Annotated in this window: 26 protein-coding genes; 20 read left to right on the top strand and 6 right to left on the bottom strand. The window is 35.6% G+C overall.

What is annotated here, in order from left to right; translation table 11 throughout:
- The first annotated feature begins 270 nt into the window (after nt 1–270).
- The 3 genes from ACQKIH_RS20815 (at nt 271) to ACQKIH_RS20825 (ending at nt 2202) form a co-directional block, all read left to right on the top strand.
- Nucleotides 271–753: a YjdJ family protein gene (locus ACQKIH_RS20815; protein WP_427768617.1), complete on the top strand. Its 483-nt coding sequence runs from the start codon at nt 271–273 to the stop codon at nt 751–753.
- Between the two features lie 126 nt (nt 754–879).
- A complete protein-coding gene (locus ACQKIH_RS20820; protein WP_427768619.1) occupies nt 880–1488 on the top strand; it encodes a CPBP family intramembrane glutamic endopeptidase in 609 nt (202 codons plus the stop codon).
- Between the two features lie 174 nt (nt 1489–1662).
- On the top strand, nt 1663–2202 hold the full coding sequence (locus tag ACQKIH_RS20825) for a GNAT family N-acetyltransferase (protein ID WP_427768621.1): 540 nt from the start codon (nt 1663–1665) through the stop codon (nt 2200–2202).
- Between the two features lie 53 nt (nt 2203–2255).
- On the opposite strand, the gene ACQKIH_RS20830 is transcribed toward ACQKIH_RS20825, so the two are convergent.
- The gene (locus tag ACQKIH_RS20830; protein WP_236706839.1) at nt 2256–2594 is read right to left on the bottom strand and encodes a DUF3139 domain-containing protein; all 339 of its coding nucleotides are present in this window, start codon (nt 2592–2594) and stop codon (nt 2256–2258) included.
- A gap of 245 nt (nt 2595–2839) precedes the next feature.
- Between ACQKIH_RS20830 and ACQKIH_RS20835 the strand changes: the two genes are divergently transcribed.
- From ACQKIH_RS20835 to ACQKIH_RS20865, 7 genes are all read left to right on the top strand, one after another.
- Entirely contained in the window at nt 2840–3037 is a 198-nt protein-coding gene (locus ACQKIH_RS20835) for a hypothetical protein (RefSeq protein WP_427768623.1), read from the top strand.
- Nucleotides 3038–3219: 182 nt separating this feature from the next.
- Nucleotides 3220–3357 carry a hypothetical protein gene (locus ACQKIH_RS20840; protein ID WP_427768624.1) on the top strand — a complete coding sequence of 46 codons (138 nt, stop codon included), beginning with the start codon at nt 3220–3222 and terminating at the stop codon, nt 3355–3357.
- 976 nt (nt 3358–4333) lie between these two features.
- Nucleotides 4334–6001, top strand: a complete 1668-nt coding sequence (locus tag ACQKIH_RS20845) for a peptide ABC transporter substrate-binding protein (RefSeq protein WP_057987706.1) — start codon at nt 4334–4336, stop codon at nt 5999–6001.
- Nucleotides 6002–6126: 125 nt separating this feature from the next.
- Nucleotides 6127–7059, top strand: coding sequence for an ABC transporter permease (locus ACQKIH_RS20850; RefSeq protein ID WP_427768627.1), 933 nt, complete (start codon nt 6127–6129; stop codon nt 7057–7059).
- The gene (locus ACQKIH_RS20855) at nt 7056–7991 is read left to right on the top strand and encodes an ABC transporter permease (protein WP_057987710.1); all 936 of its coding nucleotides are present in this window, start codon (nt 7056–7058) and stop codon (nt 7989–7991) included. The genes ACQKIH_RS20850 and ACQKIH_RS20855 overlap by 4 nt, the downstream gene beginning before the upstream one ends.
- Nucleotides 7992–8006: 15 nt before the next feature.
- On the top strand, nt 8007–9053 hold the full coding sequence (locus tag ACQKIH_RS20860) for an ABC transporter ATP-binding protein (protein WP_057987712.1): 1047 nt from the start codon (nt 8007–8009) through the stop codon (nt 9051–9053).
- Nucleotides 9053–9958, top strand: a complete 906-nt coding sequence (locus tag ACQKIH_RS20865; RefSeq protein WP_057987714.1) for an ABC transporter ATP-binding protein — start codon at nt 9053–9055, stop codon at nt 9956–9958. The genes ACQKIH_RS20860 and ACQKIH_RS20865 overlap by 1 nt, the downstream gene beginning before the upstream one ends.
- 364 nt (nt 9959–10322) lie before the next feature.
- Here ACQKIH_RS20865 and ACQKIH_RS20870 read toward each other — a convergent pair whose 3' ends face one another.
- A complete protein-coding gene (locus tag ACQKIH_RS20870; RefSeq protein ID WP_427768628.1) occupies nt 10323–11384 on the bottom strand; it encodes a YeiH family protein in 1062 nt (353 codons plus the stop codon).
- A 237-nt stretch (nt 11385–11621) separates the two neighbouring features.
- Here ACQKIH_RS20870 and ACQKIH_RS20875 point away from each other — a divergent pair, with 237 nt between their 5' ends.
- From ACQKIH_RS20875 to ACQKIH_RS20890, 4 genes are all read left to right on the top strand, one after another.
- A complete protein-coding gene (locus ACQKIH_RS20875; protein ID WP_057987718.1) occupies nt 11622–12518 on the top strand; it encodes a LysR family transcriptional regulator in 897 nt (298 codons plus the stop codon).
- 150 nt (nt 12519–12668) lie between these two features.
- On the top strand, nt 12669–13472 hold the full coding sequence (locus ACQKIH_RS20880; protein ID WP_427768629.1) for a DUF3888 domain-containing protein: 804 nt from the start codon (nt 12669–12671) through the stop codon (nt 13470–13472).
- 245 nt (nt 13473–13717) lie between these two features.
- Nucleotides 13718–14260 carry a sigma-70 family RNA polymerase sigma factor gene (locus tag ACQKIH_RS20885; protein ID WP_427768630.1) on the top strand — a complete coding sequence of 181 codons (543 nt, stop codon included), beginning with the start codon at nt 13718–13720 and terminating at the stop codon, nt 14258–14260.
- A complete protein-coding gene (locus ACQKIH_RS20890) occupies nt 14244–15335 on the top strand; it encodes a DUF4179 domain-containing protein (protein WP_427768632.1) in 1092 nt (363 codons plus the stop codon). The genes ACQKIH_RS20885 and ACQKIH_RS20890 overlap by 17 nt, the downstream gene beginning before the upstream one ends.
- Before the next feature lie 696 nt (nt 15336–16031).
- Here the strand turns inward: ACQKIH_RS20890 and ACQKIH_RS20895 are convergent.
- Nucleotides 16032–16451, bottom strand: coding sequence for a hypothetical protein (locus ACQKIH_RS20895; protein ID WP_427768633.1), 420 nt, complete (start codon nt 16449–16451; stop codon nt 16032–16034).
- A 356-nt stretch (nt 16452–16807) separates the two neighbouring features.
- Here ACQKIH_RS20895 and ACQKIH_RS20900 point away from each other — a divergent pair, with 356 nt between their 5' ends.
- Nucleotides 16808–17662, top strand: a complete 855-nt coding sequence (locus tag ACQKIH_RS20900) for a CPBP family intramembrane glutamic endopeptidase (RefSeq protein WP_427768635.1) — start codon at nt 16808–16810, stop codon at nt 17660–17662.
- Nucleotides 17663–17793: 131 nt separating this feature from the next.
- On the opposite strand, the gene ACQKIH_RS20905 is transcribed toward ACQKIH_RS20900, so the two are convergent.
- Entirely contained in the window at nt 17794–19590 is a 1797-nt protein-coding gene (locus ACQKIH_RS20905; protein ID WP_427768637.1) for an ABC transporter ATP-binding protein, read from the bottom strand.
- A complete protein-coding gene (locus tag ACQKIH_RS20910; protein WP_427768638.1) occupies nt 19587–21305 on the bottom strand; it encodes an ABC transporter ATP-binding protein in 1719 nt (572 codons plus the stop codon). Before ACQKIH_RS20910 ends, ACQKIH_RS20905 begins: the two co-directional genes overlap by 4 nt.
- Before the next feature lie 230 nt (nt 21306–21535).
- On the opposite strand from ACQKIH_RS20910, the gene ACQKIH_RS20915 reads away from it, so the two are divergent.
- The 5 genes from ACQKIH_RS20915 to ACQKIH_RS20935 all read left to right on the top strand — a co-directional run bounded on the left by ACQKIH_RS20915 (nt 21536) and on the right by ACQKIH_RS20935 (nt 23415).
- Complete coding sequence (locus ACQKIH_RS20915) at nt 21536–21940, top strand: bleomycin resistance protein (protein ID WP_427768640.1); 405 nt, start codon at nt 21536–21538, stop codon at nt 21938–21940.
- Between the two features lie 134 nt (nt 21941–22074).
- On the top strand, nt 22075–22248 hold the full coding sequence (locus ACQKIH_RS20920; protein ID WP_427768642.1) for a Fe3+ hydroxamate ABC transporter substrate-binding protein: 174 nt from the start codon (nt 22075–22077) through the stop codon (nt 22246–22248).
- 70 nt (nt 22249–22318) lie between these two features.
- Nucleotides 22319–22582, top strand: a complete 264-nt coding sequence (locus tag ACQKIH_RS20925) for a hypothetical protein (RefSeq protein ID WP_427768644.1) — start codon at nt 22319–22321, stop codon at nt 22580–22582.
- Nucleotides 22579–23091, top strand: coding sequence for a hypothetical protein (locus ACQKIH_RS20930; protein ID WP_427768647.1), 513 nt, complete (start codon nt 22579–22581; stop codon nt 23089–23091). Before ACQKIH_RS20925 ends, ACQKIH_RS20930 begins: the two co-directional genes overlap by 4 nt.
- A gap of 72 nt (nt 23092–23163) precedes the next feature.
- A complete protein-coding gene (locus tag ACQKIH_RS20935; RefSeq protein WP_427768650.1) occupies nt 23164–23415 on the top strand; it encodes a hypothetical protein in 252 nt (83 codons plus the stop codon).
- A gap of 105 nt (nt 23416–23520) precedes the next feature.
- On the opposite strand, the gene ACQKIH_RS20940 is transcribed toward ACQKIH_RS20935, so the two are convergent.
- Nucleotides 23521–24060 carry an ArsR/SmtB family transcription factor gene (locus ACQKIH_RS20940; protein ID WP_427768652.1) on the bottom strand — a complete coding sequence of 180 codons (540 nt, stop codon included), beginning with the start codon at nt 24058–24060 and terminating at the stop codon, nt 23521–23523.
- Nucleotides 24061–24524 lie beyond the last annotated feature (464 nt).

The raw sequence follows: 24524 nt of genomic DNA on the forward strand, positions 1-24524 counted from the left end.
CTTTGAACCGCAGCTAATTTTTCTTCTGCACTAATTTTAGACATAGAAAACTGCACCTCCTTGTTAGTTGTGTCTAACAATTGGGGTGCAGTTCAAAGTGAGTTTGGGAAGGTTTCATTATAAGGTGGATATAGTATACGGATTTAGACAAGTTACTACTGCTCTATGTATGTTTCCACCCACTGTAAGTTATTATGACTATACTCCTAATCTGAAACAAAGATTATCTTAATACGTCTTTATAATAAATAAGGAAATTAGGTGGTAAAAATGTTTAAATATGTGTTGCAGATAATCGTTGGATTTTTTATTTTAGCTTTATCAACATTATTCACTTTGTATGAAGGAAGTGCAATAACAGATCTTTCTTGGGAGTGGAGATACTCTACACCTTTTTCGAATTTGTTTAACATTGAGATTATGAATGGTCATGATATTAGTCAACTTGATTATTTTGTTTATGCTGCTAAATATCAGCCATTATTCCCCGTAATTATGCTAATAAGTATATTCTATATTTTGAATGTATTTGGTTATTACGTAATAAGACATCAGCCTAAATGGAGACTTATTTATTGGGGATTAATAAGTTGCAATATACTATTATTTAATAGTTTAATTTTCAATTCGCCTACAGTAGGTGGAAGAATTTTTTTCTGGATTACTTTAATTATGGGGGTTCTTAGTATAGCTGTTACTGTCTTCGTATACTTAAAAAAAACTAAAATCATGAAGCCAGTTGATGTAAATTAAATTATATATTTGTGAGGAATCTTGCAAAGAACGACCTATATCGGGTACATAAATTATTAGATATACCATTTACTCCCTTTATTTGTTAAAATTTATTTAACGTTTACAAAGGGGCGTGGTGGAGCATTGTTTATTCAATCGATCATTGACGGAATCGTACAAGTGATTATTTTCGCTATTATTCCCTTCTTTTATTGGATGATAGCATTTAGAAAACGTGAAAAATTTACAAACTGGATTGGATTTAAAAAAATAGTATTCCACAATAAATCAAAGGCATTGATCTTTTCTGTTTTGTCTTTTGCTATATTGTTGGTGTCAGGGATAATCTTACTCTCTGTTATCGGTGATGAAGCAATTTTAGCTAATGTGAAGTTTACCTCTATGGGTATGCAAAGTATCTTACCTATTTTGATTTATGCTATTGTACAGACTAGTTTATCGGAAGAATTATTATTTCGTGGGTTCTTATTAAAAGTCTTTTCAGGTTGGTGGGGATTCGGAGTTGGCAATTTTATTCAAGCCTTATTATTTGGACTGTTACATGGGGTGCTTCTATTTACTATATTAAATCCTGTTTTAGTAATTTCAATCATTATTTTTGCCGCTCTAGCTGGATGGATGATGGGGTATGTAAATGAAAAAATAGGGAATGGATCTATCTTGCCTAGTTGGATAATCCATAGTCTCATGAATATTAGTTCGTCCTTGCTACTTGCCTTTAACATTTTATGATATGCCTGATTGGAAGGGATGGTCTTGTTGTAGGGCATCCTCAACTATTAAAAATTAAACGATTAATTTTTAGCAGCTTTTTCATATATTTTTAGAATTATGTTTGCAGCTAATATAGTATTTTCCGATTTACAAAACGATAAACGAAATTTATTTGATAAGGAGAGCTATAACTTGTATAAAGATCAAAACTTAATAATTAGACCAATAGAAGAAACAGATTTCAATCGTATATGGGAATTAGAATTTAAAGAAGAAAAACCAATTTGGAAAAAGTGGAATGCACCATATTATCCACATGAAACAAAATCTTATGATGAAATTTTACATATAGGAAGAGATTGGATTAGTCAATCGAACGTTTGGGCGGTTGAAGTTGATGGTATTTTGTGTGGAACAGTGTCTTATTACTGGGAACATGAACCATCAAAATGGTTAGAGATGGGGATTCTTTTTTACGAAGGTGGGAATTGGGGAAAAGGGCTCGGCACTCGTACTTTAAAACTTTGGATTGATCATTTATTTAATACGATGCCTTTAGTTCGTGTTGGTTTTACTACATGGTCTGGAAATGAACGGATGATTCGTGTAGGTGAAAAGTTAGGAATGCAAATGGAAGCCCGTATTCGTAAAGTTCGCTATTACGAAGGAAATTATTATGATTCGATTAAAATGGGAATTTTACGAGAGGAATGGGAAGGGCAGAAAGATTAATATAGCCATACATAAGTACCTAAATAACGCACTTAAGTAGGGGCTAGGGTTACTTATAAAAACGATTCATAGTTTTCTAGTTCATCTATTGTTACTGTTGTACCATCAATCGTTCTAAATTCAAATTGACGTACTTTGCCATGAGCAAAATAAGTATATTCGATATTCGGTTCATCTTTGAAAATTACGGCTACATAAAATGAGGGCATCTTTTTACCCCAGATACCTTCTATTGATTTAATTTCTTCTTTTTTATAGTCCTTCTCTTCAATAAGGTAGTCTGAAACTCTGTTGGCATACGCAATTTTGTTAATTTGCACATATAGAATAGGTAAAATAATAATTACAACTAAAAATACGATCCAATACTTTTTCTTATTAATTTTAACCACTTCCTATCAGTTAAATGTTTTCTTTTAAAAGAAATAGCTAACGGTGAACCATCTTCAACTTTCGTTATTTTGCACCATTGACGTAAAAATCAATAATATCATTTTACAGTTTTTATGTGCAATTCGCTATTGCGCATTTATTACATATTGTACAGTAATTTTATCAATCCAATAGTTAAAAAAATCCTTTAAGAATGTTATCTTTTATAAGTCATTCATCCAAATATAGGAGGTATGTCAAATATATGAAAACAAATTCATCATTTAAAAAAAGCGTTTTTCTTTTTGGTTTCTTTTTGTTTATAAGTGGTTTAGTAAGATTCATCGGTGCATTTGATTTCAATACATTTATTCCAAATGAATCTGTCGCACTTACATATATTTTATTAGGAAATGGTCTAATAATTGCTTCGGGATTTTTAAAACCAAGAATTAATCATTAATCAACTTAAATCTAATAAATATTCCCGAAATCAGTCCTGTCAAATTTACAACGTTTAATGAAAAGAAATGATAGCCAAACTTCGGTTAGGAAAATTTTTTAACTGCAACTAACGAATCTTTATAATCCAAGTAGTATATTGGGTTATCACTGATAATTGTTATTAAAGAGGGGGGAAGGTAAATGGAAAAAGGATTATTTATTGAAACGGATGCACCGTATACTTTGAATTTTATGGTATATATTCAAAATTTTTTATCCATCAAAATCAAAGTACGGAAAACCACAGACATCCCTATTTTCTTCAAAAGTAGAATTTGACGGGGAATTTGTATCAAAGTACAAAGATTTATGGAATGATCTTATTGAAAAATTATCGAAACACCAATGTAACGAAATGGAAATTTTTTATGAAGAGAAGAGTGTGTTTTATCAACGATTATTAGTAATGAATACCAACAGTTTAAAGATATATAATGAAATTTATAACACATTTTAAGTATGGTGGGGTAGCTTTGCAGGGCGGTTCTCGATTGAAAGGTCTATTGATGAACCATTAGATAAATTATATAGAGAACTGGAGAAATTATTAACTCAAAGTGAGGTTAAAATTCAAAGATCGTTAAAGATTAGCTTTATTTACGAAGAATGTCTATTGGCTAATGAAGATGTCTCTCCCTATTTTGCTGCTTATCCAATAAGTGAATTCTTTATTAATTACAAAGATTTGGCTCCAAAATTCAAAGGTTGTTTTTGTAAAATTAACGGAGCTTTAATACAATAAAGATTTATAACATATACTAAATAAACATTCCCAAGTGCAAGTTTTTGGCCGAAATAAAACACTTAAAACGTTGGCATACCAATGTTTTAAGTGTTTTTCTACATTTCATTCATCCCTTTTTATGCATAATCGTTGGAACGTAGATACAAAAAAGATTTCAATGCTTTTCTAACAAAGCTACAAAGGCTCATATTTTGAATAAGGTTGTGCATATTCAGTCAATATGAATAGATAATGAAATTTTGAATTGTAGTTATTGTAAGAATTGTTTTTTTTCAAACAATGCATGAACTTTACCTATGATTTCATGTTCAATAAATAAAAATACTAATTAATACAACAATTCCATCATAAATATATCCAATAAACATCGCATAAATATTACATTACTAAATATTTGTAAAAATAAATTAACAAAATCTTCAAAAAAACATTTATTATTTTTATAGTTTTTGATATAGTTATATTGCTTTACAGAATTATTAGAATATTATGTAAATAGGGGGTAAGTAAATGAAATTCAACAAATTTCTAACATTGATGATGGTACTTGTACTATCGATCGTACTTGCTGCATGTGGTGGAGATGACAGTAAGGACGAGGACGCATCATCTGAAGGCACTACTACAGACAAAGGTACTGAAAGCACTACAGAAAAACCATCAGAACCAAAAGAAATTAACTTATTATTCGGTTCTGAGCCACCATCATTACATCCTGGTTTAGCAACAGATACGACTTCAAGTACTATGATTCAAAACATTTTCGAAGGCTTAATGTCTATGGAAAACGGCGAAGCTACAGTAGCTGCAGCTGAAAGCTATGAAATTTCTGATGACCTATTAACATACACGTTCAAATTACGTGATGCAAAATGGTCAAATGGCGATCCAGTTACTGCAGAGGATTTTGCTTATTCTTGGAAATGGGTTTTAGATCCAGCAAACCTATCTGAATATGCTTCAATTTTATACCCAATCAAAGGTGCTGAAGCATTCCACGGCGGTACAGGTTCAGCTGATGATTTAGGTATTAAAGTTGTTGACGAAAAAACAATCGAAGTTACTTTAGAAGTACCAACTCCGTACTTCTTAGAGTTAACCGCTTTCAAAACAATGTATCCTTTCCATAAAGGTACTCAAGAAGCGAATGCAAACTGGTTTACTGAAGCAGATTCTATTGTTTCAAACGGTGCATACGATTTAACTGAGTGGGTTCACAATGGTAACATTGTATTAACAAAGTCGGATACGTACTGGGATTCATCAAACGTTAAAATCGATACTGTAAACATCGAAATCGTAGAATCAGAAGGCTCTCAAATGGCGAAGTATGATGCTGGTGAAATTGATTTCTTAGGTACAAACTTCGGTACAATCTCTCTAGATGCGATTGACCGTTTAAAATCAGACGGTTCTTTAAATGTAGCGCCATACTCTGGTATTTATTGGTACAAACTTAACACAACTGACAAAATTATGAGTAATGTCAACATCCGTAAAGCATTAGCTTTATCAATTGACCGTGCAGGACTAATCCAAAACATTACTAAAGGTGAGCAACAGCCAGCATTAGGTATCGTTCCAAACGCTGTTGAAGGTTTTGGCGATGATTCAGGTTACTTCAAAGATGCTGATTATGAAGAAGCGAAAAAATTCTTAGAAGCTGGTTTAAAAGAGTTAGGTTTAGCTAGCCCAGCAGATTTAGAGATTAAAGTTTCTCACAATACTTCTGAGGCACATGCTGCAATCGCTCAATTCATTCAACAAGGTTGGACTTCACAATTAGGTATTAAAGTGAAACTTGATAATTCTGAATGGCAAGTGTATTTAGACAAGCTTTCAAACTTAGACTACCAAGTTGGTCGTATGGGTTGGATTGCTGACTACAACGACGCCTATACATTCTTAGAAATGTACAACACAGCTTCAAATGGTAACAACGATACTGGTTGGGAAAATGCTGATTACACAGCATTATTAAAACAATCTGTTATTGAAAAAGATCCTGCAAAGCGTACGGCAATATTATTAGAAGCAGAGGCGATCATGATGAATGAAATGCCAGTAGCTCCAATCTACTACTACACAAACCTTTACATTAATCAAGACTATGTAACAGGTATGGTGCCAGACGCTTTAGGTAACATTTCACTTAAAAACGTAGATATCAACAAATAATTTAAACGATTTATCAGTATTCTTTTTGTAATTGTACACGAAAGGCTGCTCAAAAATCCTCGTGATTTAGAGCAGCCTTTCATAATATCGCGGAATTTTCTGTAAACCCAAAGGAGGTCTGTCAAATGCTTAACTACATTTTAAAGAGAATTATTCACATCTTTATTGCCCTTTTTGTTATTATCACTGCTACATTTTTCTTAATGAAGTTGGCTCCGGGTAGTCCGTTCGCTAGTGAACGTCAGCTTCCACCAGCTATTGAACAGCAACTGAATGCAAAGTATGGCCTCGATAATCCTTGGTACATTCAATATAAAGACTATTTAGTTTCTTCATTTACTTTTGATTTTGGTGAATCCATGAAATATAAAGGGCGTTCTGTAAACGCTATGATCTCAGAAGGATTCCCTGTGTCTTTAGTTTTAGGAATTGAGGCAATGATTTTAGCCATTGGTCTTGGGGTATTGTTTGGTGTTATATCCGCTCTCTACCATAATAAGTTTCCTGACTATGTGTCGACTGTAATCGCCGTCTTAGGGATTTCGGTACCATCATTTATTTTAGCAGGCCTTTTTCAATTATTATTTTCTTTGAAACTCGGATGGTTCCCGGTAACTGGATGGAAAGGCTTTATGTACACAGTATTGCCTGCAACGGCCCTTGCCCTAACACACGCCGGCTTCATTGCAAAACTAACACGATCAAGTATGTTAGAACAAAATAATAGTGAGTATGTCAAGTTAGCACGCGCAAAAGGTATTGGCAAATGGTCAGTCGTCTTCAAACATTCACTACGCAATGCAATGTTGCCAGTTGTCACATATTTAGGACCTTTATCTGCTGGTGTCGTAACAGGTAGTTTCATTATCGAACAAATTTTTGCAATTCCAGGTATTGGACGTCACTTCGTACAATCCATTACAAACCGTGATTATACAACAATCATGGGTGTAACCGTTTTCTATTCGATTATATTATTACTTGCTGTATTAATTGTAGATATTTTATATCAATTTATTGATCCAAGAATCAAGCTAAAAGGAGCGAAAAAATCATGACAACAAATAGCAACAACTTCGACCATATCGCTCCTGAACGATTTAAAATTGTTGGAGCTCGTACAAGTGAGGCAGATACATTAAACAAAAAGCCGGTATCTTTCTGGCGAGAAGTAAGGTATCGATTTTCTCACAATAAATTAGCCATTGTTGGGCTCATCATATTAGCTTTTGTTGCTATAATGGCGATTTTTGCACCGATGTTCTCCTCATGGACTTATGAAGAAAACACAGGACTTTACAATACTGCGCCATCTGCTACCCATTGGTTCGGTACAGATGACCTTGCTCGTGACCTATTTGTTCGTGTTTGGGTAGGGGCTCGTATTTCTTTATTTATCGGGCTCGCAGCTGCTTTCATCGATTTAATTATTGGGGTTCTTTGGGGAAGTATTTCTGGCTTACTTGGTGGTCGTGTCGATAATATTATGATGCGTATTGCCGATGTTCTAACGGCGATTCCCTATTTATTAGTTGTCATTATTTTATTAGTAGTAATGGAAAAAGGGTTAATACCAATGATTATTGCCCTTTCGATAACGGGTTGGGTTAATATGGCTCGTATTGTACGTGCTGAAGTACTTTCGATAAAAAATCGTGAATTTGTATTAGCTTCTCAAACTTTAGGTGCAAATACATGGCATTTAATTAAGCGCCACCTCATTCCAAATGCAATGGGCGCAATTTTGGTAACAATGACTTTAACGATTCCAGTTGCGATTTTTACTGAATCATTTTTAAGTTATATCGGCTTAGGTGTTCAGCAACCGTTGTCAAGTTGGGGAACGATGGCTTCAGAAGGAAATAAGGCCATTCAAAATGCACCGTGGCGTCTAATATTCCCTGCCGTCTTCATTTCGATAACCATTTTTGCCTTTAACGCTGTTGGAGACGGACTTCGCGACGCACTAGATCCAAAATTACGTAAATAGAAGAGGGTGTACGATATGAAAAAGAAACTTTTGGATGTTAAAAACTTACATGTTCATTTCAAAACGTACGCCGGCATTGTGCAAGCGGTACGTGGCGTAAATTTCGAATTATATGAAGGTGAAACTCTGGCCATCGTTGGTGAATCCGGTTCAGGAAAAAGTGTCACTAGTAATGCGCTTATGAAACTAATTCCACAGCCACCAGGAATTTATGCTGGCGGAGAGATTCATTTTAATGGGAAAAGTTTAATTTCACTTAGTGAAAAAGAAATGCTAGCAATTCGAGGAAATGAAATGGCGATGATTTTCCAAGATCCAATGACAGCACTAAATCCAACGATGCGAATTGGAAAGCAAATTACCGAAGTACTTTTAAAGCATAAAAAAGCCGATTCAAAAGAGGCGGCAAAAAGACGAGCTATTGAACTGCTTGATCAAGTTGGGATTCCCTTCCCTGAAAAGCGTTACAAAACCTATCCACATGAGCTATCTGGAGGGATGCGTCAACGTGTTGTTATTGCAATTGCACTTGCTGCGGATCCGAAGCTTTTAATTGCGGACGAGCCAACTACAGCTCTTGACGTAACGATTCAAGCGCAAATTTTAGAATTAATGAAAGAAATTCAAAAATCATCTAATACGTCGATTATTTTCATTACCCATGACTTGGGCGTTGTAGCAAACGTTGCAGATCGAGTAGCTGTTATGTATGCAGGTCAAATTGTTGAATATGGTACTGTTGAAGATATTTTCTATGATCCGAAACATCCATATACATGGGGATTACTAGGCTCTATGCCGGATTTAAACAATTCTTCCGACGAGCTTTTACGTGCGATTCCTGGTTCACCACCAAACCTAATCAATCCACCTATTGGCTGTGCATTTGCGCCAAGAAATGAGCTTGCATTGGCGATTGATTTTGAAGAAGAGCCACCGATGTTCCAAGTTTCTGAAACGCATTTTGCAAAAACTTGGCTACAGCATCCAAATGCTCCACATATTCCGATTCCTGAAGTTGTTGCTCGCCGTATTGCATCATCTAGAGGAGGTGAAGCATAATGAGAAAAAAAATATTGGAAGTGAAAAATTTAATACAGCATTTTGGTTCAGCAAAAGAGCCGATAAAAGCTGTGGATGGCATTAGCTTTGATGTATTTGAGGGCGAAACTTTAGGACTTGTAGGTGAATCAGGCTGTGGGAAATCCACAACTGGACGCTCAATTATGCGGCTTTATGATATTACAGAAGGTGAAATTTTGTTTAATGGGAAAAACGTAAATTCCTATACTTCTCGTAAAGATTCCATGCAATTCCACCGTGAAATGCAAATGATTTTCCAAGATCCGTATGCATCGTTAAATCCACGTATGACGGCTGGAGAAATTATTGCCGAAGGGTTTGATATTCACGGGCTATATAAAAATAAAAAAGAACGCCAACAAAAAATCGGCGAACTCTTGGAATCAGTTGGGCTCAATCGCGAACATGCCAACCGCTATGCGCATGAATTTTCAGGTGGTCAACGTCAACGTATCGGTATTGCACGTGCGCTAAGCTTAAACCCAAGCTTTATTATTGCCGATGAACCAATTTCCGCGCTTGATGTCTCGATTCAAGCGCAAGTTGTTAACTTATTAAAGCAGCTACAAAAAGAACGTGGTTTGACGTATTTATTCATTGCCCATGATTTATCGATGGTCAAATACATTTCTGACCGTATCGCTGTTATGTATCGTGGGAAAATTTTAGAGCTTGGTTTGGCGGATGAAATTTATAATAATCCGATTCATCCATATACGAAATCATTGCTATCAGCTGTACCTCAGCCAAACCCTGAATATGAACGTAAACGTGTACGTATTCCATATAAGCATGAAGAAACACCCGCAAATGCAGAAGTAATTGAAGCACGACATGATCACTTCGTCCTTGCAACAAAAGAACAGCTTAGTAAATGGCTATAATTCCCTCTATTAAACAAGTACTAGATAAAATGCAGTCACATTGATATTCGTCAAAGTGACTGCATTTTTTGGCTGGCTACGGCATGACTCCCATGAAAGAACGTCATAATTTTTCATTTTCTATGGTGTAGCGTCGGTTTTGTGCTACATGGATGGCTAACCGGATAGCGCAAAAAAATATTTACTCTACATCAAAATGTAGTGCAAGCCGTTGAAAAATCAATGTTTAATTATTAAGTTTCTTCTTCAACGAATGGGGGCTTTAGTTGAAGAAGAAACTGTTTGAGATAAATAAAAAAAGGGGCATATTCAGGACCTAGTCGATTCCTTAAACCCATCTCCCTGCTAACGATAATAATACGCCCTAAGAAATAAAATAGGCACCAACCGAAACCAAAACAGATGTAATGAGCATGGCAATCAGTGGTTTAGCTGCTTTTGTGCGGAGTTCCTTTAAACTGACATTCAAGCCGAGTCCAACCATAGCGGATGTCAAAATAAAGGATGTAAAAATCGAAATTCCCTCTATTGTCCTTGTAGAGATGGGAATTGATTTTCCGAGAATATAGCTTCCGAACAAACTCATAAGAATAAATCCAATGAGGAACCATGGAAATTCAATCTTTGTTTCCCCCGAATCGTCAGCATTTTTTCGTTTCATCCAATACATAAGGATAAAACATAACGGGATAAGTAGGAGAACGCGCCCCAATTTTGCTAAGAGCGCAATGGCTAAGGCGTCTTGGCCTGCTGGTGCTCCCGCTAAGGCAACATGGGCAATTTCGTGAAGACTAATTCCGCTCCAAATTCCGTATTGAATGTCTGACAAAGGAAGAAAAGGTCGAATAATCGTATAGGTAATTGAGAAAATGGTTCCCACTAATGCAATAATTCCTACTCCTATTGCGGTATCTTCATCTTTTGCCTTAACGATTGGCGAGACGGCTGCAATCGCTGCAGCGCCGCAAACGCCTGTACCGATGCCCAGTAAAAGGGATAAAGATCCATCGGCTTTCAAAAGTTTCCCCAACCACACTGTCATTAAAATAGCAAAGGCGATAATGCCAATATCACGGATAAGTAGACCCAGCCCTTGATGCAAAACAACATCGATGTTTAATTTTAATCCGTATAAAATAATCGCAAATCGCAAAAAGCGCTTGGCTGAAAATTGAATACCTTGTCGGATCTGTTCTGGATATCCAAAAAATTGCCGGTAAATGACCGCGATAACAATCGCACATGCCAGTGGTCCCACACGATCAAAGCCCGGGATGACCGATAATGCATACCCAAGTAGCGCAATGACAATGGTAAAGGCTATTCCTGCTAACCAAAGCTTGGTAGATTGTTTTGGCACCAGTTTTTTTTGTTGCGGGTTTTCTTCCTCACTTAAATTTAATGGTTTTTCCAATTGTCCCCCCATTTAAATCGCTCCCTTTTATTTTTGTACTTTCAGCGTACTCCTGTTTTATACATAAGAAAAATAACGATTCTTAATGAGGATGATAAGGAAAAGGGAATAGATCAATTAGTCATTGATATCTTAACGATAAGAAACATTATTTTTCTACATGGAATGATTTTTTTGGGCTAGATTAATAACAATCATTGTTATAAGGTTAATCTTAATAAGATTGTATTTTGGAAGGGGGGCAAAAACATGGATTTTCATTTACAAGTGTTTGTTATGGTTGCTGAAAAGAAAAGTTTTTCAAGAGCTGCTGAGGAACTTCACCTAACACAACCAGCCGTCAGTCAGTATATTCGCGCATTGGAAGATTCAGTTGGTACGAGGCTGTTGGAACGGACAAATAAATATGTTCGCTTAAATCAGGCAGGAGAGATTGTCTTTCGTCATGCTAAAGAAATTCTAAATCTCTATACAAATATGCAGTGTTTAGTGGATGATTTAACAAATAAAGCTCGCGGCCCTATTTCGATTGGTTCTTCTTTTACATTTGGGGAATATATTTTACCCCATATTATTGCTAGATTACAAAACCATTATCCGGAGATCACCCCATCGATCACCATACATAATACAAAAGAAATTATCGATTTAGTCACCAACCATCAGTTAGATATCGGGATTATTGAAGGGATTTTTAAGCAAGATAAATTATTAACCGAGATTGTGGCAGAGGATCATATGGTCGTCGTAGCTTCCCCTAATCATCATTTAATCCAAAGGGGAGGAGACGTAACTATTTCTGAAATAGAAGAAGAAACGTGGATTGTAAGGGAAAAAGGATCAGGTACAAGAGAAGCAACAGAAACCCTTTTTAGAACCTATGGAATAGCACCGAAAAAACTAATGGAGTTTGGTAGTACCCAACTGATAAAAGAATCCGTTCAAGCTGGGATTGGCATTACGTTGTTATCAAGCTGGACGATTGAGAGGGAACTACACAATCATTATGTTGAATTAATTAAAGTAAGCGGATTACCTTTCAAACGTAATTTTTCGATTGTCACGAATACCATCTATCAGACAAAAGCGTTAAAAACATTTATCGAAACACTTCGTCAATATCTTTCTCAATTAAAAACGCTTTAAAATAACGCCAAGTTGTACTAAAAATATCCATCTTTTTCTTCACAGTGGTGTAGCACTAGATGGAAAGCTTACGACTAAGTTTAGTTGTAGGATGATTTAAAAATTTCAGGGGAAAATACTCATTAATTAAATCTATTAAAGGAGTGTTTGATGAAGAAAATTCCGGTAATATTATCTTTTGTTCTTCTTAGTATCCTTATTAATAATCATCCAGTCGTTGCGGAAAAACCTGCGAATGACAACTTATACGGAGAGGCTTTGTTAACATTAAGTTCAGAAAATCTTGAAGCGCCAAGTGAGTATCCTGATTATAAGCTTATTTATGATACGTTGCTTACAACCCTTTACCCATCAATAGAAAAAGAACTTATTAATTATTATGGCTATCTTAAACAATTTGAGGATGCTAGAATTTTGAGCATTACAAGAGAGCTTGAGGGTTTTAATACAAAAGTCCAAGTCACAACATTTGAACATGCACATGATCCGCCTAATGGTAAGGAAACAATGACTTTTAATATCAGTCCGTTTGGGGTTAAAACCATTAGCTTTCAACATGAGGGGGGTCAACTAGAAAAGGATATCAATGAATTTTATCTAGCAACTCTAGCGGATATAAAAAAGTCGTTTCATTTGAATTTGGATTCCTATTCTTCTTACACATACAATCAATTGCAGTACCAAGCAGAAATAAATGATGAATTTAAATCACTATTTACGATTGCAGATGAAATAGCAATCAACATATTGGTACCTGAGAGAAAGATTCCGAACAAAAATGTGATTGATCCAGTTACCTTTATAAAAGACAACGCAGGTTATATGCTATTTAAAAAATCTGATGGGACTAATGTAATTTATAAAGTACAAAAGAAATATGGTAATTGGATCGTCACGGATAAAACTAGTAAGAAAGGTAAGAAAATGGATCATATAATACCTTGGTATATATAGGGGGAATTGAGCCTCTATACGTTATGAAGTGATTGGCGTTGAATAAATAATTTGAATAGCTGTGCTTGAAATTCCTCTGATTTTTATTGGGATTTTCTGCACAGCTTTTTCTTTTATTAAAATGGACGGCGTAAATTGTAAATGACAAAATTGTATTTGCTCCTGTTGCAGATTAATAAAAATGACGAGGTTGAAACTTTTTGTGCGTCGAGATTACTCTAATTAATGAAGGGAGGGGTTACACTGTGAAACATGATGTACATACAGTGAAAAGAGCGATTAATGGAGACGCTAAAGCATTTGAAGAATTACTTATTTTAGAAGAAAAAATGCTCTATTATAAAGCGCTTTCTTATGTTGGTAAGAAAGAAGATGCATTGGATGCAATTCAAGAAACCTCATGCAAAGCGTTTCTTTCAATCGGCCAATTACAAAATCCAGAGTATTTTTCAACTTGGCTATTTAGAATCCTTATACGTGAATGCTACCAGTTGCTGAAAAAGCGAAATCAAATTATTCCTTATGAGGGAGATGAACTGTTTGAAAGGTTAGAAAAAAAGCAAGACAGCGGAGTAGAATCTTTTCATTTGAGTGAAGCGTTGTCCAAGCTTGATTCATCTTATCAAACATCTATTATCTTATTTTACTATCATGACCTTCCAATTCAGGAGATTTCCGAAATCATGGAAAAGCCAGTTGGGACAATAAAAACTTATTTACGTAGAGCAAAGAAAAAATTAAAGAGTGAGTTAGAAAGGAGTTATCAATTAAATGAAAAAATCACATGATCAGTTAGACGATTTTCCAAAAGAAGAAGTTCGTTCAGCTATTCAAGCAGGTATTGTTCAAGCGGAAGGACAAATGAATAACAAGATAATCAAAACTCGTCGTTATAAAATGAACAGTGGAAAACGAAAGTTCTTATATGCTGTAAGTAGTGTGGCTGCCGTTTTTGGAATATTGATTGGTTCATCCTACTATTCTCCAACTTTAGCAAGTAGTTTGTCTCAAATACCTATTATCGGTTCTGTTTTCGGTAATTCGAATCTAATCGGTTTACAAAAAGCTCAAAAACAAGGGTTAACGAGTGCAATTGGCGAGACACAGACGATCGATGGAATATCCGTTACCCTTGATGAAATTTTATATGATCAAAATAATATTACGGTAGGCTATATAATCGAATCAGAAAAAGAATTGGATAAATTCTATTTTGGAGCTGGTGCGGATTTTACGATTAATGGTGAAATGCCTTATGGTGGTTCTTCAGGTGGATACGGTGAAGATATACAATCGCCTACAACTCGGACTGCAATTCAAGAAATAACTGTATCAGAGGATATGCCGAATGCTTTCGAACTAGGGTTAATTTTGCAAGGGAGTAATGATCAGACATGGTATTTCACAACGCCTATAAAACAAATTACAGGTATTAGTAAAGTTCCTATCCAACACACAGCAAATATTGATGGCATTCATCTTACTGTTACAGAATTAACGTTAAGTGAAACGGGTGCCAGCATATCTTATGAAAGTTCAGAAAAAGGTACGGATTTTCAACAAAGTCGGGGTAATTATATAGAATTCCAGATGGTAGATCAAGATGGAAATGAAATATTTAGTCATTCAGGTGGCATAACAGGTAAAAAGTTAAAAGGTAAATTATTATATAAGAGTAATAAACAGTTCGATCCAATCGATTCGAATGTAACGGAATTGACGATCACTCCTTATTTAGCACTTCCAACGGGTGGGGGAGGCGTGGAATACGGCGAGAATGGAGAAACAAAGGAGTTAGAATTCAAAAGAGATTCTTTACAACCAGTTGAGTTTGAATCATTTAAAGTGATAATACCGCAATAAATTCATTATTTAAAAAGGGCAAATATTTAGTTCCATATTTCAGGTGATGTGAATCCGTTCAATTAAAGCAACAGGGGTTTTAATGAAACAAGGAATTATAAAATATGCTTCAGGAGCTATTTGATAATAGTAGAAGTCTACCCTATAAAAGGGAATGACTTTCAATGAGTTATGGTTTTTTGAACGTTGCTAGCTTATTACTAGGGATAGTTGCAATAATAATTCCTTTAACACAGAACCGAATTAAACTTAGCAACACCAAGATAATTACTAGTTTTTCTTTAAGTATAATTGCTATTGGCTGTCAAATTAGTTATCAAAATCAGTTGGTATCTATTCAAGAACGGTCAGCAATAGCAGATACAATGGAGACACAATTATTTGTCTCAACGATATTGATTGTTTTGACGATCTTGTTGAATTTATTTAGCTTAATAAAGTTAAAAAAAGTACAGTGAGTAATCTTAATTTTTCGATAGTTAATGTTAGAATAACGATTCAAAATAAAACACTTAAAACGTTGGCGGACCAATGTTTTAAGTATTTTGCTCTACTATTTAGTGAACTTTTATAAAATAAAGTCTTCAATGAGGGAGTGCTGAATGTTGCGTTATGTGGATATTAATTAATTCAAAAATTTCCGTGTACAACAAATTAAAAGCATTATTTCATTGATTTTTGAATGACGGGTCGATTTTATTTTTTATTATTTGGATTTCTATTGATAAACTCAATAATATCGCTTTCCATAAAAGATATAGCATAATCGTAATAGAAGTAACGGTCAATTTCTCCATTATTTAATGCATGATCTAATGCTTCAAATTGTTTTTCCGCAAAGTAGAATATCAATTGTTGTGGATAAATCTCACGTTTTTCGGCGATTTCAGAAATTGTTTTTCCATTATTCCATTCCGACTTGTATTCCTTTTCAGTAATGTTTAGGAACTTGTAAAGGTTTTCGTAATCGTACTTATAATGAAATGTTTGGGGAAGTTTCCTCTCATAAATATCTTTAAATTCTTCATTGTTTTTATTAGCAAAGACCCCAGCTGCATCAACAGATAGATTCAAAGTAATAAAAGCTAATAAAGCAAAGACAAACATTCTTTTCATCTTTCGAATCTCCTTTTTACAAATATTGTTCCCGTCAGACTATTATTAATACGTTTAGAATAAAGTGTGGGTATTACTGGCAGATAACCGATAGATAAAAAAATTCTTTATATTTGAAATTTAATAATTCAATACTGTTTAAAAAACTTTAAAAAGGCAGAAACGTTGTTAAATCAATGTTTCTGCCTTTTACTTTTTTATCATTTTTTGTTGAAATTATGGAAAGCGGAAAAATTTCAAATTATACGGATAATCGAATCCAGATTCCCACAATGATTCGCGTAGTTATGAGGAAATTTCTAGGAATGTTCTCCCCGCTTTTTGATACAATAAAGTAGGGGTGAGAAAAACTGGAAATGAGTCAGTTAAAGCAATTTAAAATTCGGTGGTTTATTTTTTATTCAATCGTGATATTTATTGGGATCACCATCTTTTCGGTAATTTTCCCATATGCACCAAGTAAGCAAGAATGGGTGACACTTTTCATTTCAATCTGTTTATTGTTCTATGTGTTACATCAATCAAAAAAACAACAATTTACGTATAGTGAAGCACAAATTGGCGAAGTAATGACGGGGGCTCGGTGGACGAAATATTTATCCTTAACGGCCTGTCTTCAAGTAGCTGCTTATTCGAGCGGAATCGCGGTTTTGATGTTTGTTTTTTTACGACTTGAAAATGAAATTCGGGAGTTTTTCTTAAATATTTTAGGCGTAGATCAAAATGTAATTGTGCCACTCATTGTATATATTTTATTTTTCGTGAATATTTGTATTTTAGCGCCGATATGGGAGGAACTATTTTTTAGAGGAATTTTATTAAGACGCCTGACAATCAAATGGAGCCCGCAAAAAAGTATTATCGTTTCATCGCTTCTTTTTGGTTTGATTCATGTCAATCCGCTAACGGTAATTTTTGCTTTCTTCCTAGGATGTGTGTTAGGGTACGTTTATTTAAAAACGAAATCAATCATCGTGCCAATCGTTGTACATAGTTGTAGCAATATCCTCGCGTTTCTTCAATTTATCTGGGCTAATCGAAGCTCAGCTGAATTACTACCAACAACAGCAGGGGCTCAGATGACACTGCGGATTAGTGGGATTACATTTGTACTTGCTTGTCTGATTGCACTTGTCATTGCAATGAAATATTATAAAAGTTTCCGCAATTTAACGCTTCAACAAAAAAACGCCGATGTTCCATTTGAATAAAATGGGTATCGGCGCTTTACTCCTATCAATTACGCCGAGGCGTAATTGCGTCTAGATTTTTTCGAGCTAGCTCGAAAAGCTCCCTTAAAAATCTGTGACATCCGCCAGGGGCTGTAACTTGCTTTAGCAAGTTACACATTCAACATTTGCCCAAACACACCTTGCTGCTCTAGCAGTTTTTGGCGCGGACCTTGCTCGATAATTTTCCCTTCATTTAATACGATGACGAAATCAACTTTTCGAATCGTATTTAAACGGTGGGCGATGATGAAGCTTGTGCGGTTTTCCATTAATTTTTCAAGAGCTGCCTGAATATGAAGCTCCGTAATTGTATCAATACTGCTCGTCGCTTCGTCTAACAATAGGATTTTGGGATCTGCGACAAATGCGCGTGCAATGGACAGTAGCTGTTTTTGGCCTTGTGAAATTTGACTGCCATCCGAAGATAAAATGGTGTCATATTGATCAGGTAATTTCTCAATAAACGTATGGGCATTCGCTTTTTTCGCTGCTTCCATGACTTCTTCATCTGTTGCATCTAATCGGCCGTAGCGAATATTTTCTTTAATGGACATTTCAAATAAAAACGGATCTTGCAACACGAAAGCCATTTGCTCGCGTAATGAAGCTTTGGAAATGGACTCAATCGGCACACCGTCAAATAATATGGTGCCAGCTGTTTGTTCATAAAGCCCAGTTAAAAGCTGTAGTATCGTCGTTTTACCCGCGCCTGTTTGACCGATAAGCGCAACCGATTGTCCCGCTTCAATATGGAAAGAAACACTAGATAATGTCGGTTTTTTTGCATCGGTTTCGTACTGGAAAGTGACATTGTCAAACGCCACATCACCGCTTAAAGTAACAGGTTCCCCTGCAATATTGTCCTCTTTTTCATCTAAAATTAAAAACACACGCTCCGCACCTGCTAATGCAGAAAGTACGGTATTGAATTGGTTCGCTAAATCATTTAAAGGGCGTGTAAATTGGCGGGCGTATTCGGTGAAAATCACAATCGTTCCAATAGAAATATGCCCGTAATAAGCAAATAATCCACCAACAAACGCGACAATGGCAAAGCTTAAACCATTCAATGCATTCATCAGTTTCGGAATGAAGCCTGAATAGGTTAGCGACCAAAAACCGACTGTGCGAAGGCGTTTATTTTTTTCTTCAAATTGCCGCAGCATTTCGGGTTCCTGTGAAAATGCTTTAACGACGTGTTGTCCCGTAATCGATTCCTCAATGAGCCCATTTAACTCCCCAATGGCCGCTTGCTGGTGCTTAAACAATAGGCTTGTGCGCTTCGTAATCCAGCGCATGCCGTAAAACATAAGGGGCACAATGATCAATGTAATGAGTGTTAGGGCAGGGCTTAAATAAAGCATCACGCCAATCGTTCCTGTTAGCGTTAAAATACTCGAAAACACTTGGATGAACGCGCTATTTAATGTTGCGCTAATCGTTTCCATATCATTCGTTGCACGGCTCATTAATTCCCCATGCTTGCGTTTGTCGAAAAAGCGTAATGGAAGTTTAAAAAAGTGTGTGTACAAGCTTGTTCGAATGCGAAACACCGTTTGCTGGGCGACACCAACCATCAAATAGTTTTGGAAATAGCTCGCAGCACCGTATAAAAAGTAAACGAATACGAGCCCGTAAAGCCAAGTATCAAGCGTACTGAAGACACCATCTGCAACGAAACGATCGAGCAACCGTCCAATAATAAATGGTCCGACAAGCGCCAGTACAGAACTAATCATCACAAGAAGTAGCACAAGGAAGAGGTGCATTTTTTGCTCAGCAATAAAATCAAAAATGCGTTTTAATGTGTACGTCCAGTTTTCCGCTCGAGCGCCTTTTTTCTTTTTGCCACTTGCTGTTTTTAAATGTTCTTTCGTAATGAGTGGTTCATAGTCAAATATTTTCATTTGGCGTTAACCTCCTGTTGTGACGCAACAATTTGCTTGTACAAGTGGTTCGTAGCAAGCAGTTCATCATGGGACCCGAAAGCATCGATTTGTCCTTCGTGAAGCAAGATAATACGATCGGCTGTTTGGGCAGTTTGAATTTTTTGTGTGACTACGAGCATCGTCATTTGCTCTGTATCCAGTGCTTCCCAAAGCTGCTTTTCCGTCGCGACATCGAGCGCGGACGTACTGTCATCTAAAATGAGTAACGGAGATTCCTTTAACAGTGCACGCGCAATGGCGAGACGCTGTTTTTGTCCACCGGATAAATTGACACCTCTTTGTCCGATGACCGTTTCGTAGCCAAGGTCAAAACGTTCGATGGCTTCGTGAATTTGCGCTTTTTTCGTCGCTTCCTTGAGTTGAATTTCGGATGCGTCGTGTTGCCCCCAGCGTAAATTTTCTAAAATCGTTCCTGAGAAAAGCAGAGATTGCTGTGGCACATAGGCAATGGAACTGCGCAATTGCTGCAATGGAATGTCCTTAATGTTGTGATCATTTATATATATTTCACCCTCTGTTGTTTCATAAAACTTTTCAATGAGTTGTAAAATAGTTGATTTCCCTGAACCGGTCGCGCCCATAATCGCCACCTTTTCACCCGCTGCAATAGAGAAGTTCAAATGCTGCAATGTATGCTCTTTGGCAGTAGGGTAGGCAAAAGATACATGCTCAAAACGAATCGCCATTTGCGGTAACATCGGCTGTTGATTTGCTGTCACTTCCTCCGTTCCATCTTCCATGTTTAAAATCGACTCAATGCGCTCGGCAGATGCTTTGGCGCGTGCGTAGGCGATGATGATGAATGAGAAAATGGAAAACGCGGCAGTCATGCGGAATGCATAGTTCACCACAGCTACTAAATCCCCAACAAGAATGCTATTCGTATCAATGAGCTGTGCACCAACCCAAATGACGATGAGTAGGCTAACATTCAAGACGAACTGTAAAATCGGAAGGGCAATTTCCATTAAGCGGGTTGCCTTTACCGTATCGAATTTTAAATTTTCTGCAACCGCTTGGAAACGACTTTCTTCATACTGTCCGCGCATATACGCCTTAATTAAACGCACCGCCTGCAAGCCTTCCTGTAATTGTTTATTCACGGAATCTAAGCGAGACTGAACGCGTGCAAAAAGTTTGATACCTCGTGAAATCATCCACACGAGGAAGATTACTAAAAACGGCGTACTGACACAAAGTATAAGTGCCATTTGCGCGTTGACGTAAAAGGCCAATATAAGTGATCCAATCGCCATTAACGGGGCCCTCATTGCAATGCGCAACATCATGAATACAATCGATGTGACTTGATTCGAATCGCTCGTTAAGCGCGTAATCAAACCGGATGTAGGAAACGTTAAATATATCGCCATCGTGAAAGATTGAATTTTCGAATATAAAGCTTTTCGTAAATCATAGGCAAAGCTTTGAGCGACGTGTGAGGAGAAGAAGGAGTTGAACACCCCACTTATAAACGACAGCAACGTCAAGACGAACAGCCAGCCACCCCAAAAAACAACATTATGTAAATTTTCTTGAAGCAATCCTTCATTAATTAATATAGCCATGAGTAACGGTTGGACGAGTTCAAAAGCGAGCTCTAACAACATAAAAATAAGTGCAAAAACGGCTGCTATTTTATAACGCTTTACAAATTGGAAAACTGTTTTCATGAAACATCCCCTAGCTTGTCTATTCATTTTCCCTATATTATGCCATTTAAAAAGGGGGAACTCAATGCTCTTGTTTCGGGAGGCTAAATATATGGAGCGAATAATAATTGGCTGCTTATGATTGAACGGTTCACTCAGGGTGTTTTGCTAACTTACGATTGAATAGGATAATATTATATTAACAATTATTGTATAATTAATTGTAGTATGCACTTTAAGGAGTATTGAAAATGAAATTTAATGCGTTAGTACCAGAGTTGACAGTTACTGAAATAGAACGATCTAAGTGGTTTTATATAGAGTTACTTGGGTTCCAATTAGAATATGAAAGATCAAATGATAAATTTGCATTTCTCTCAATCAATAACGCCCAAATAATGATTGAGCAAATGAATGGGCATTGGGAGACAGGCTTATTAGAATATCCCTTAGGTAGAGGGGTTAATTTCCAAATTATTGTTGAGGATATTCAACCGATTGTTAATAGACTAAATCAACATGCAATTTCACTATTTAGGGATCCTTTTGTTAGCGAATATACTACTGGCGAAACCTTAATTAAAGAAATTGAATTTTTAGTTCAAGATCCAGATGGCTATTTACTCAGGTTTTCACAAGAAGTATATGAAAAATAATTATTTATATTGTTTTACTGAAAAGTACCAAAAACACCACTTTTAGTATCTAAATCATAAAAAAATGAAAAATTCGGAAATTAAAATCGTGTTAAAGTATAGACATTATATTATTGAAAATCGGAGGGGATATGATGAGCTTAATAGTTCCAAAGTGTATGAAATGTCATACAGAAATTAAAGGTGAAGAAGAAGTTTTTGTACAACTAAAATATCCGAAAAGAAAAGGATTTACTGAAATCAAAGCATTTTTAAATCTGGAAGGTAAGTTTATCTGCAAAGCATGTTCAACTAAAATTAATTTTTAAATAATAGGGTTAAGCGATAAATCAGAAGCGGATCAAAGTAAAGTTAGTATTTTTAATTAGGGGTGAATGGATGAGTAGCAGAGGAACGTTTCAAATAAAAGTTCGTGATAAGGAGCTTATTTGTTTATTTTGTCAGCATGATGAATTTCAGCATCGTGAGGTTTATATGGATTTAAGCCCTTTAGATGAAATAGTAAAGGAGCAGCTTACATTGCAATCATTTTATTGTACGTCATGTGGTGATGTCCGAATGTTTCAAGAAAAGAATAGATTCGATCATACGTTGCAAAAGTATGTATCGATTATAGAGTACATGGAAGTGATAAAAGAATGAGTGGTACATATCAATCTTTATGGCCCGAAAAGAGTCGTATCACGATTTTTGACAAGCCTATTATTTGTGATTTTTGTAGACATGATGTGTTTATTCCTTATGAAGTGTATGTAAATGTTAAACAGCCAAGTGTTGGTGTACTTTATGTTCAATATACAGCAATTTGCCAACATTGTGGTCAAGCGAAACAATTTGGTGATCCAAGCTATTATGATGCTGAAAAAGATACTTATATTTGGGCATTGAATCAGTATTCACTGTCCGTTAGAAAATATAGAATTAGGATTTTATTGTTTGTTGGGAAAAGAAATGACGATAAAATAACCGCGTTTATAAATAAGCTTGTTCACCATTTTAGTATAGAATTAGAAAATAGGAATAGTTTAAGAGGTGGAGTAGTACTTCAAATAAAAATGTCAAATTCCAATGATATACAAACGATTAAATCTATGATAATGAATTTTGCGAAGTTGCTAAATGTAACGATTAAAGAACTAACTATTAAATAGGATTATCAGAAAAGAGTTCTTAGAGGATCGGTCGTGATTATTGGAATAATAGTGAAAAAGGAGGTTGATGGAATGAATAAGCGCGGAGCAGGAGTTATCTTTATAGCGATAGCTGCTTTTTTATTTGCCTCAAAATATATGAGTGCGGCAATCTTTGGTTCGGGTGTTTTGAGTTGGGATGAACCTCTATTTTCTGCGATGTTAAGTTATGTTGGAGAACCTTTAAGTATATGCAGTATGATTGCATTAATATTGGGTGTAGCATACATCTGTTGGGGAGAATATGAAGAGTTTACGATAAAAAAACAGCAATCTAATAAATAATTTTTTAAAAAATCAAATAACGTTCCCAAATGAAAGTTTGGGTTCCCATTAAAAAGCCAGAAATGTCAAACTGTGATATGTTTCCTAATGGCTCTTTTTAAGCTATTAATCTACTTCTTTTAATAAACTTTCGATTTTCCCTACTCGTTTATTTAATTCATCCACTTGTTTTTGTAAATTCAATGTTTGCTGTTTTTCAATGCTTAATCGTTCCTCTGCACGTTCCCCATTTTTCTTGTATGCTTTGTAAAATAAAACGATTAAAATTATTGGAATTACCATAAAACCTAATATAATGATTGTTGATACTATATCTCCTATATTTACACCTGTAGCTCCATTAGACATGGATTTAATCCTCCATTTTCTTATTTTTTTGAGGGTAAGTGTTGGTTCTAATTTAGAAATAAGCTCCTCATTTAACTGTAATTCAAAAGAGTTTAGCATGTAGTATTTAGCTGCTTTACCACTCTCTGGTAATTTCATATCGCTTGAAACAATATTTGCTTCTTCAAGCTTTTGTAAATGCAAATACAAAAGAGGTCTGCTCATATCGAGCTCTCTAGCAAGTTGGCTAACATACTGTTTACCATTAGACAAAATGCTAATAATTCTTAATCGATGAGAATTTGATAAAGCTTCCAAAAACAAGAGTTATTCATCGCCATTATTAATATGTTTCATATGTAATAAATTTATTACATATGGTTTATTTTGTCAATATAAGTAAATGCAAAGGCATTCAAATAAACGTTCCCAAATGAAAGTTCGGGTCCACATTAAAAATCCAGAAATGTAAAATATGAGCATGTTGTTTGAAAGTGGGAACAATAAATTTATAACCGGAAATGGAGATTATATACTAGGTGTGTTTGGTTACTTTACAGAGGTGCATCATTGTTTCCTCCAATCCAAATTGAGGAACGCCAAGATTTCATAGAAACATATAAAACTTATCCAATAGCATATGTGATAGTTGCTGAGGTTCGTTAATAATAAAAAGCGATGCAAAGGAAAGGGACTGACCCCCGTATATAAGACAGAGGTCAAAAAAGCATTTATCCAACCAGTTGTCGGTATTGAACCGGCGACTGGTTGTTTAATTTCGC

It is taken from the genome of Solibacillus cecembensis (assembly GCF_050272495.1).
GTDB lineage: Bacteria > Bacillota > Bacilli > Bacillales_A > Planococcaceae > Solibacillus > Solibacillus cecembensis.

What these genes read in the sequence shown, in the direction of transcription:
- ACQKIH_RS20815 (WP_427768617.1), top strand. Translation starts at nt 271, where the DNA reads ATGTTTAAATATGTGTTGCAGATAATCGTTGGATTTTTTATTTTAGCT.
- ACQKIH_RS20835 (WP_427768623.1), top strand. Translation starts at nt 2,840, where the DNA reads ATGAAAACAAATTCATCATTTAAAAAAAGCGTTTTTCTTTTTGGTTTC.
- ACQKIH_RS20840 (WP_427768624.1), top strand. Translation starts at nt 3,220, where the DNA reads ATGGAAAAAGGATTATTTATTGAAACGGATGCACCGTATACTTTGAAT.
- ACQKIH_RS20845 (WP_057987706.1), top strand. Translation starts at nt 4,334, where the DNA reads ATGAAATTCAACAAATTTCTAACATTGATGATGGTACTTGTACTATCG.
- ACQKIH_RS20850 (WP_427768627.1), top strand. Translation starts at nt 6,127, where the DNA reads ATGCTTAACTACATTTTAAAGAGAATTATTCACATCTTTATTGCCCTT.
- ACQKIH_RS20855 (WP_057987710.1), top strand. Translation starts at nt 7,056, where the DNA reads ATGACAACAAATAGCAACAACTTCGACCATATCGCTCCTGAACGATTT.
- ACQKIH_RS20860 (WP_057987712.1), top strand. Translation starts at nt 8,007, where the DNA reads ATGAAAAAGAAACTTTTGGATGTTAAAAACTTACATGTTCATTTCAAA.
- ACQKIH_RS20865 (WP_057987714.1), top strand. Translation starts at nt 9,053, where the DNA reads ATGAGAAAAAAAATATTGGAAGTGAAAAATTTAATACAGCATTTTGGT.
- ACQKIH_RS20870 (WP_427768628.1), bottom strand. Translation starts at nt 11,384, where the DNA reads ATGGGGGGACAATTGGAAAAACCATTAAATTTAAGTGAGGAAGAAAAC.
- ACQKIH_RS20875 (WP_057987718.1), top strand. Translation starts at nt 11,622, where the DNA reads ATGGATTTTCATTTACAAGTGTTTGTTATGGTTGCTGAAAAGAAAAGT.
- ACQKIH_RS20880 (WP_427768629.1), top strand. Translation starts at nt 12,669, where the DNA reads ATGAAGAAAATTCCGGTAATATTATCTTTTGTTCTTCTTAGTATCCTT.
- ACQKIH_RS20890 (WP_427768632.1), top strand. Translation starts at nt 14,244, where the DNA reads ATGAAAAAATCACATGATCAGTTAGACGATTTTCCAAAAGAAGAAGTT.
- ACQKIH_RS20895 (WP_427768633.1), bottom strand. Translation starts at nt 16,451, where the DNA reads ATGAAAAGAATGTTTGTCTTTGCTTTATTAGCTTTTATTACTTTGAAT.
- ACQKIH_RS20900 (WP_427768635.1), top strand. Translation starts at nt 16,808, where the DNA reads ATGAGTCAGTTAAAGCAATTTAAAATTCGGTGGTTTATTTTTTATTCA.
- ACQKIH_RS20905 (WP_427768637.1), bottom strand. Translation starts at nt 19,590, where the DNA reads ATGAAAATATTTGACTATGAACCACTCATTACGAAAGAACATTTAAAA.
- ACQKIH_RS20910 (WP_427768638.1), bottom strand. Translation starts at nt 21,305, where the DNA reads ATGAAAACAGTTTTCCAATTTGTAAAGCGTTATAAAATAGCAGCCGTT.
- ACQKIH_RS20915 (WP_427768640.1), top strand. Translation starts at nt 21,536, where the DNA reads ATGAAATTTAATGCGTTAGTACCAGAGTTGACAGTTACTGAAATAGAA.
- ACQKIH_RS20920 (WP_427768642.1), top strand. Translation starts at nt 22,075, where the DNA reads ATGAGCTTAATAGTTCCAAAGTGTATGAAATGTCATACAGAAATTAAA.
- ACQKIH_RS20925 (WP_427768644.1), top strand. Translation starts at nt 22,319, where the DNA reads ATGAGTAGCAGAGGAACGTTTCAAATAAAAGTTCGTGATAAGGAGCTT.
- ACQKIH_RS20930 (WP_427768647.1), top strand. Translation starts at nt 22,579, where the DNA reads ATGAGTGGTACATATCAATCTTTATGGCCCGAAAAGAGTCGTATCACG.
- ACQKIH_RS20935 (WP_427768650.1), top strand. Translation starts at nt 23,164, where the DNA reads ATGAATAAGCGCGGAGCAGGAGTTATCTTTATAGCGATAGCTGCTTTT.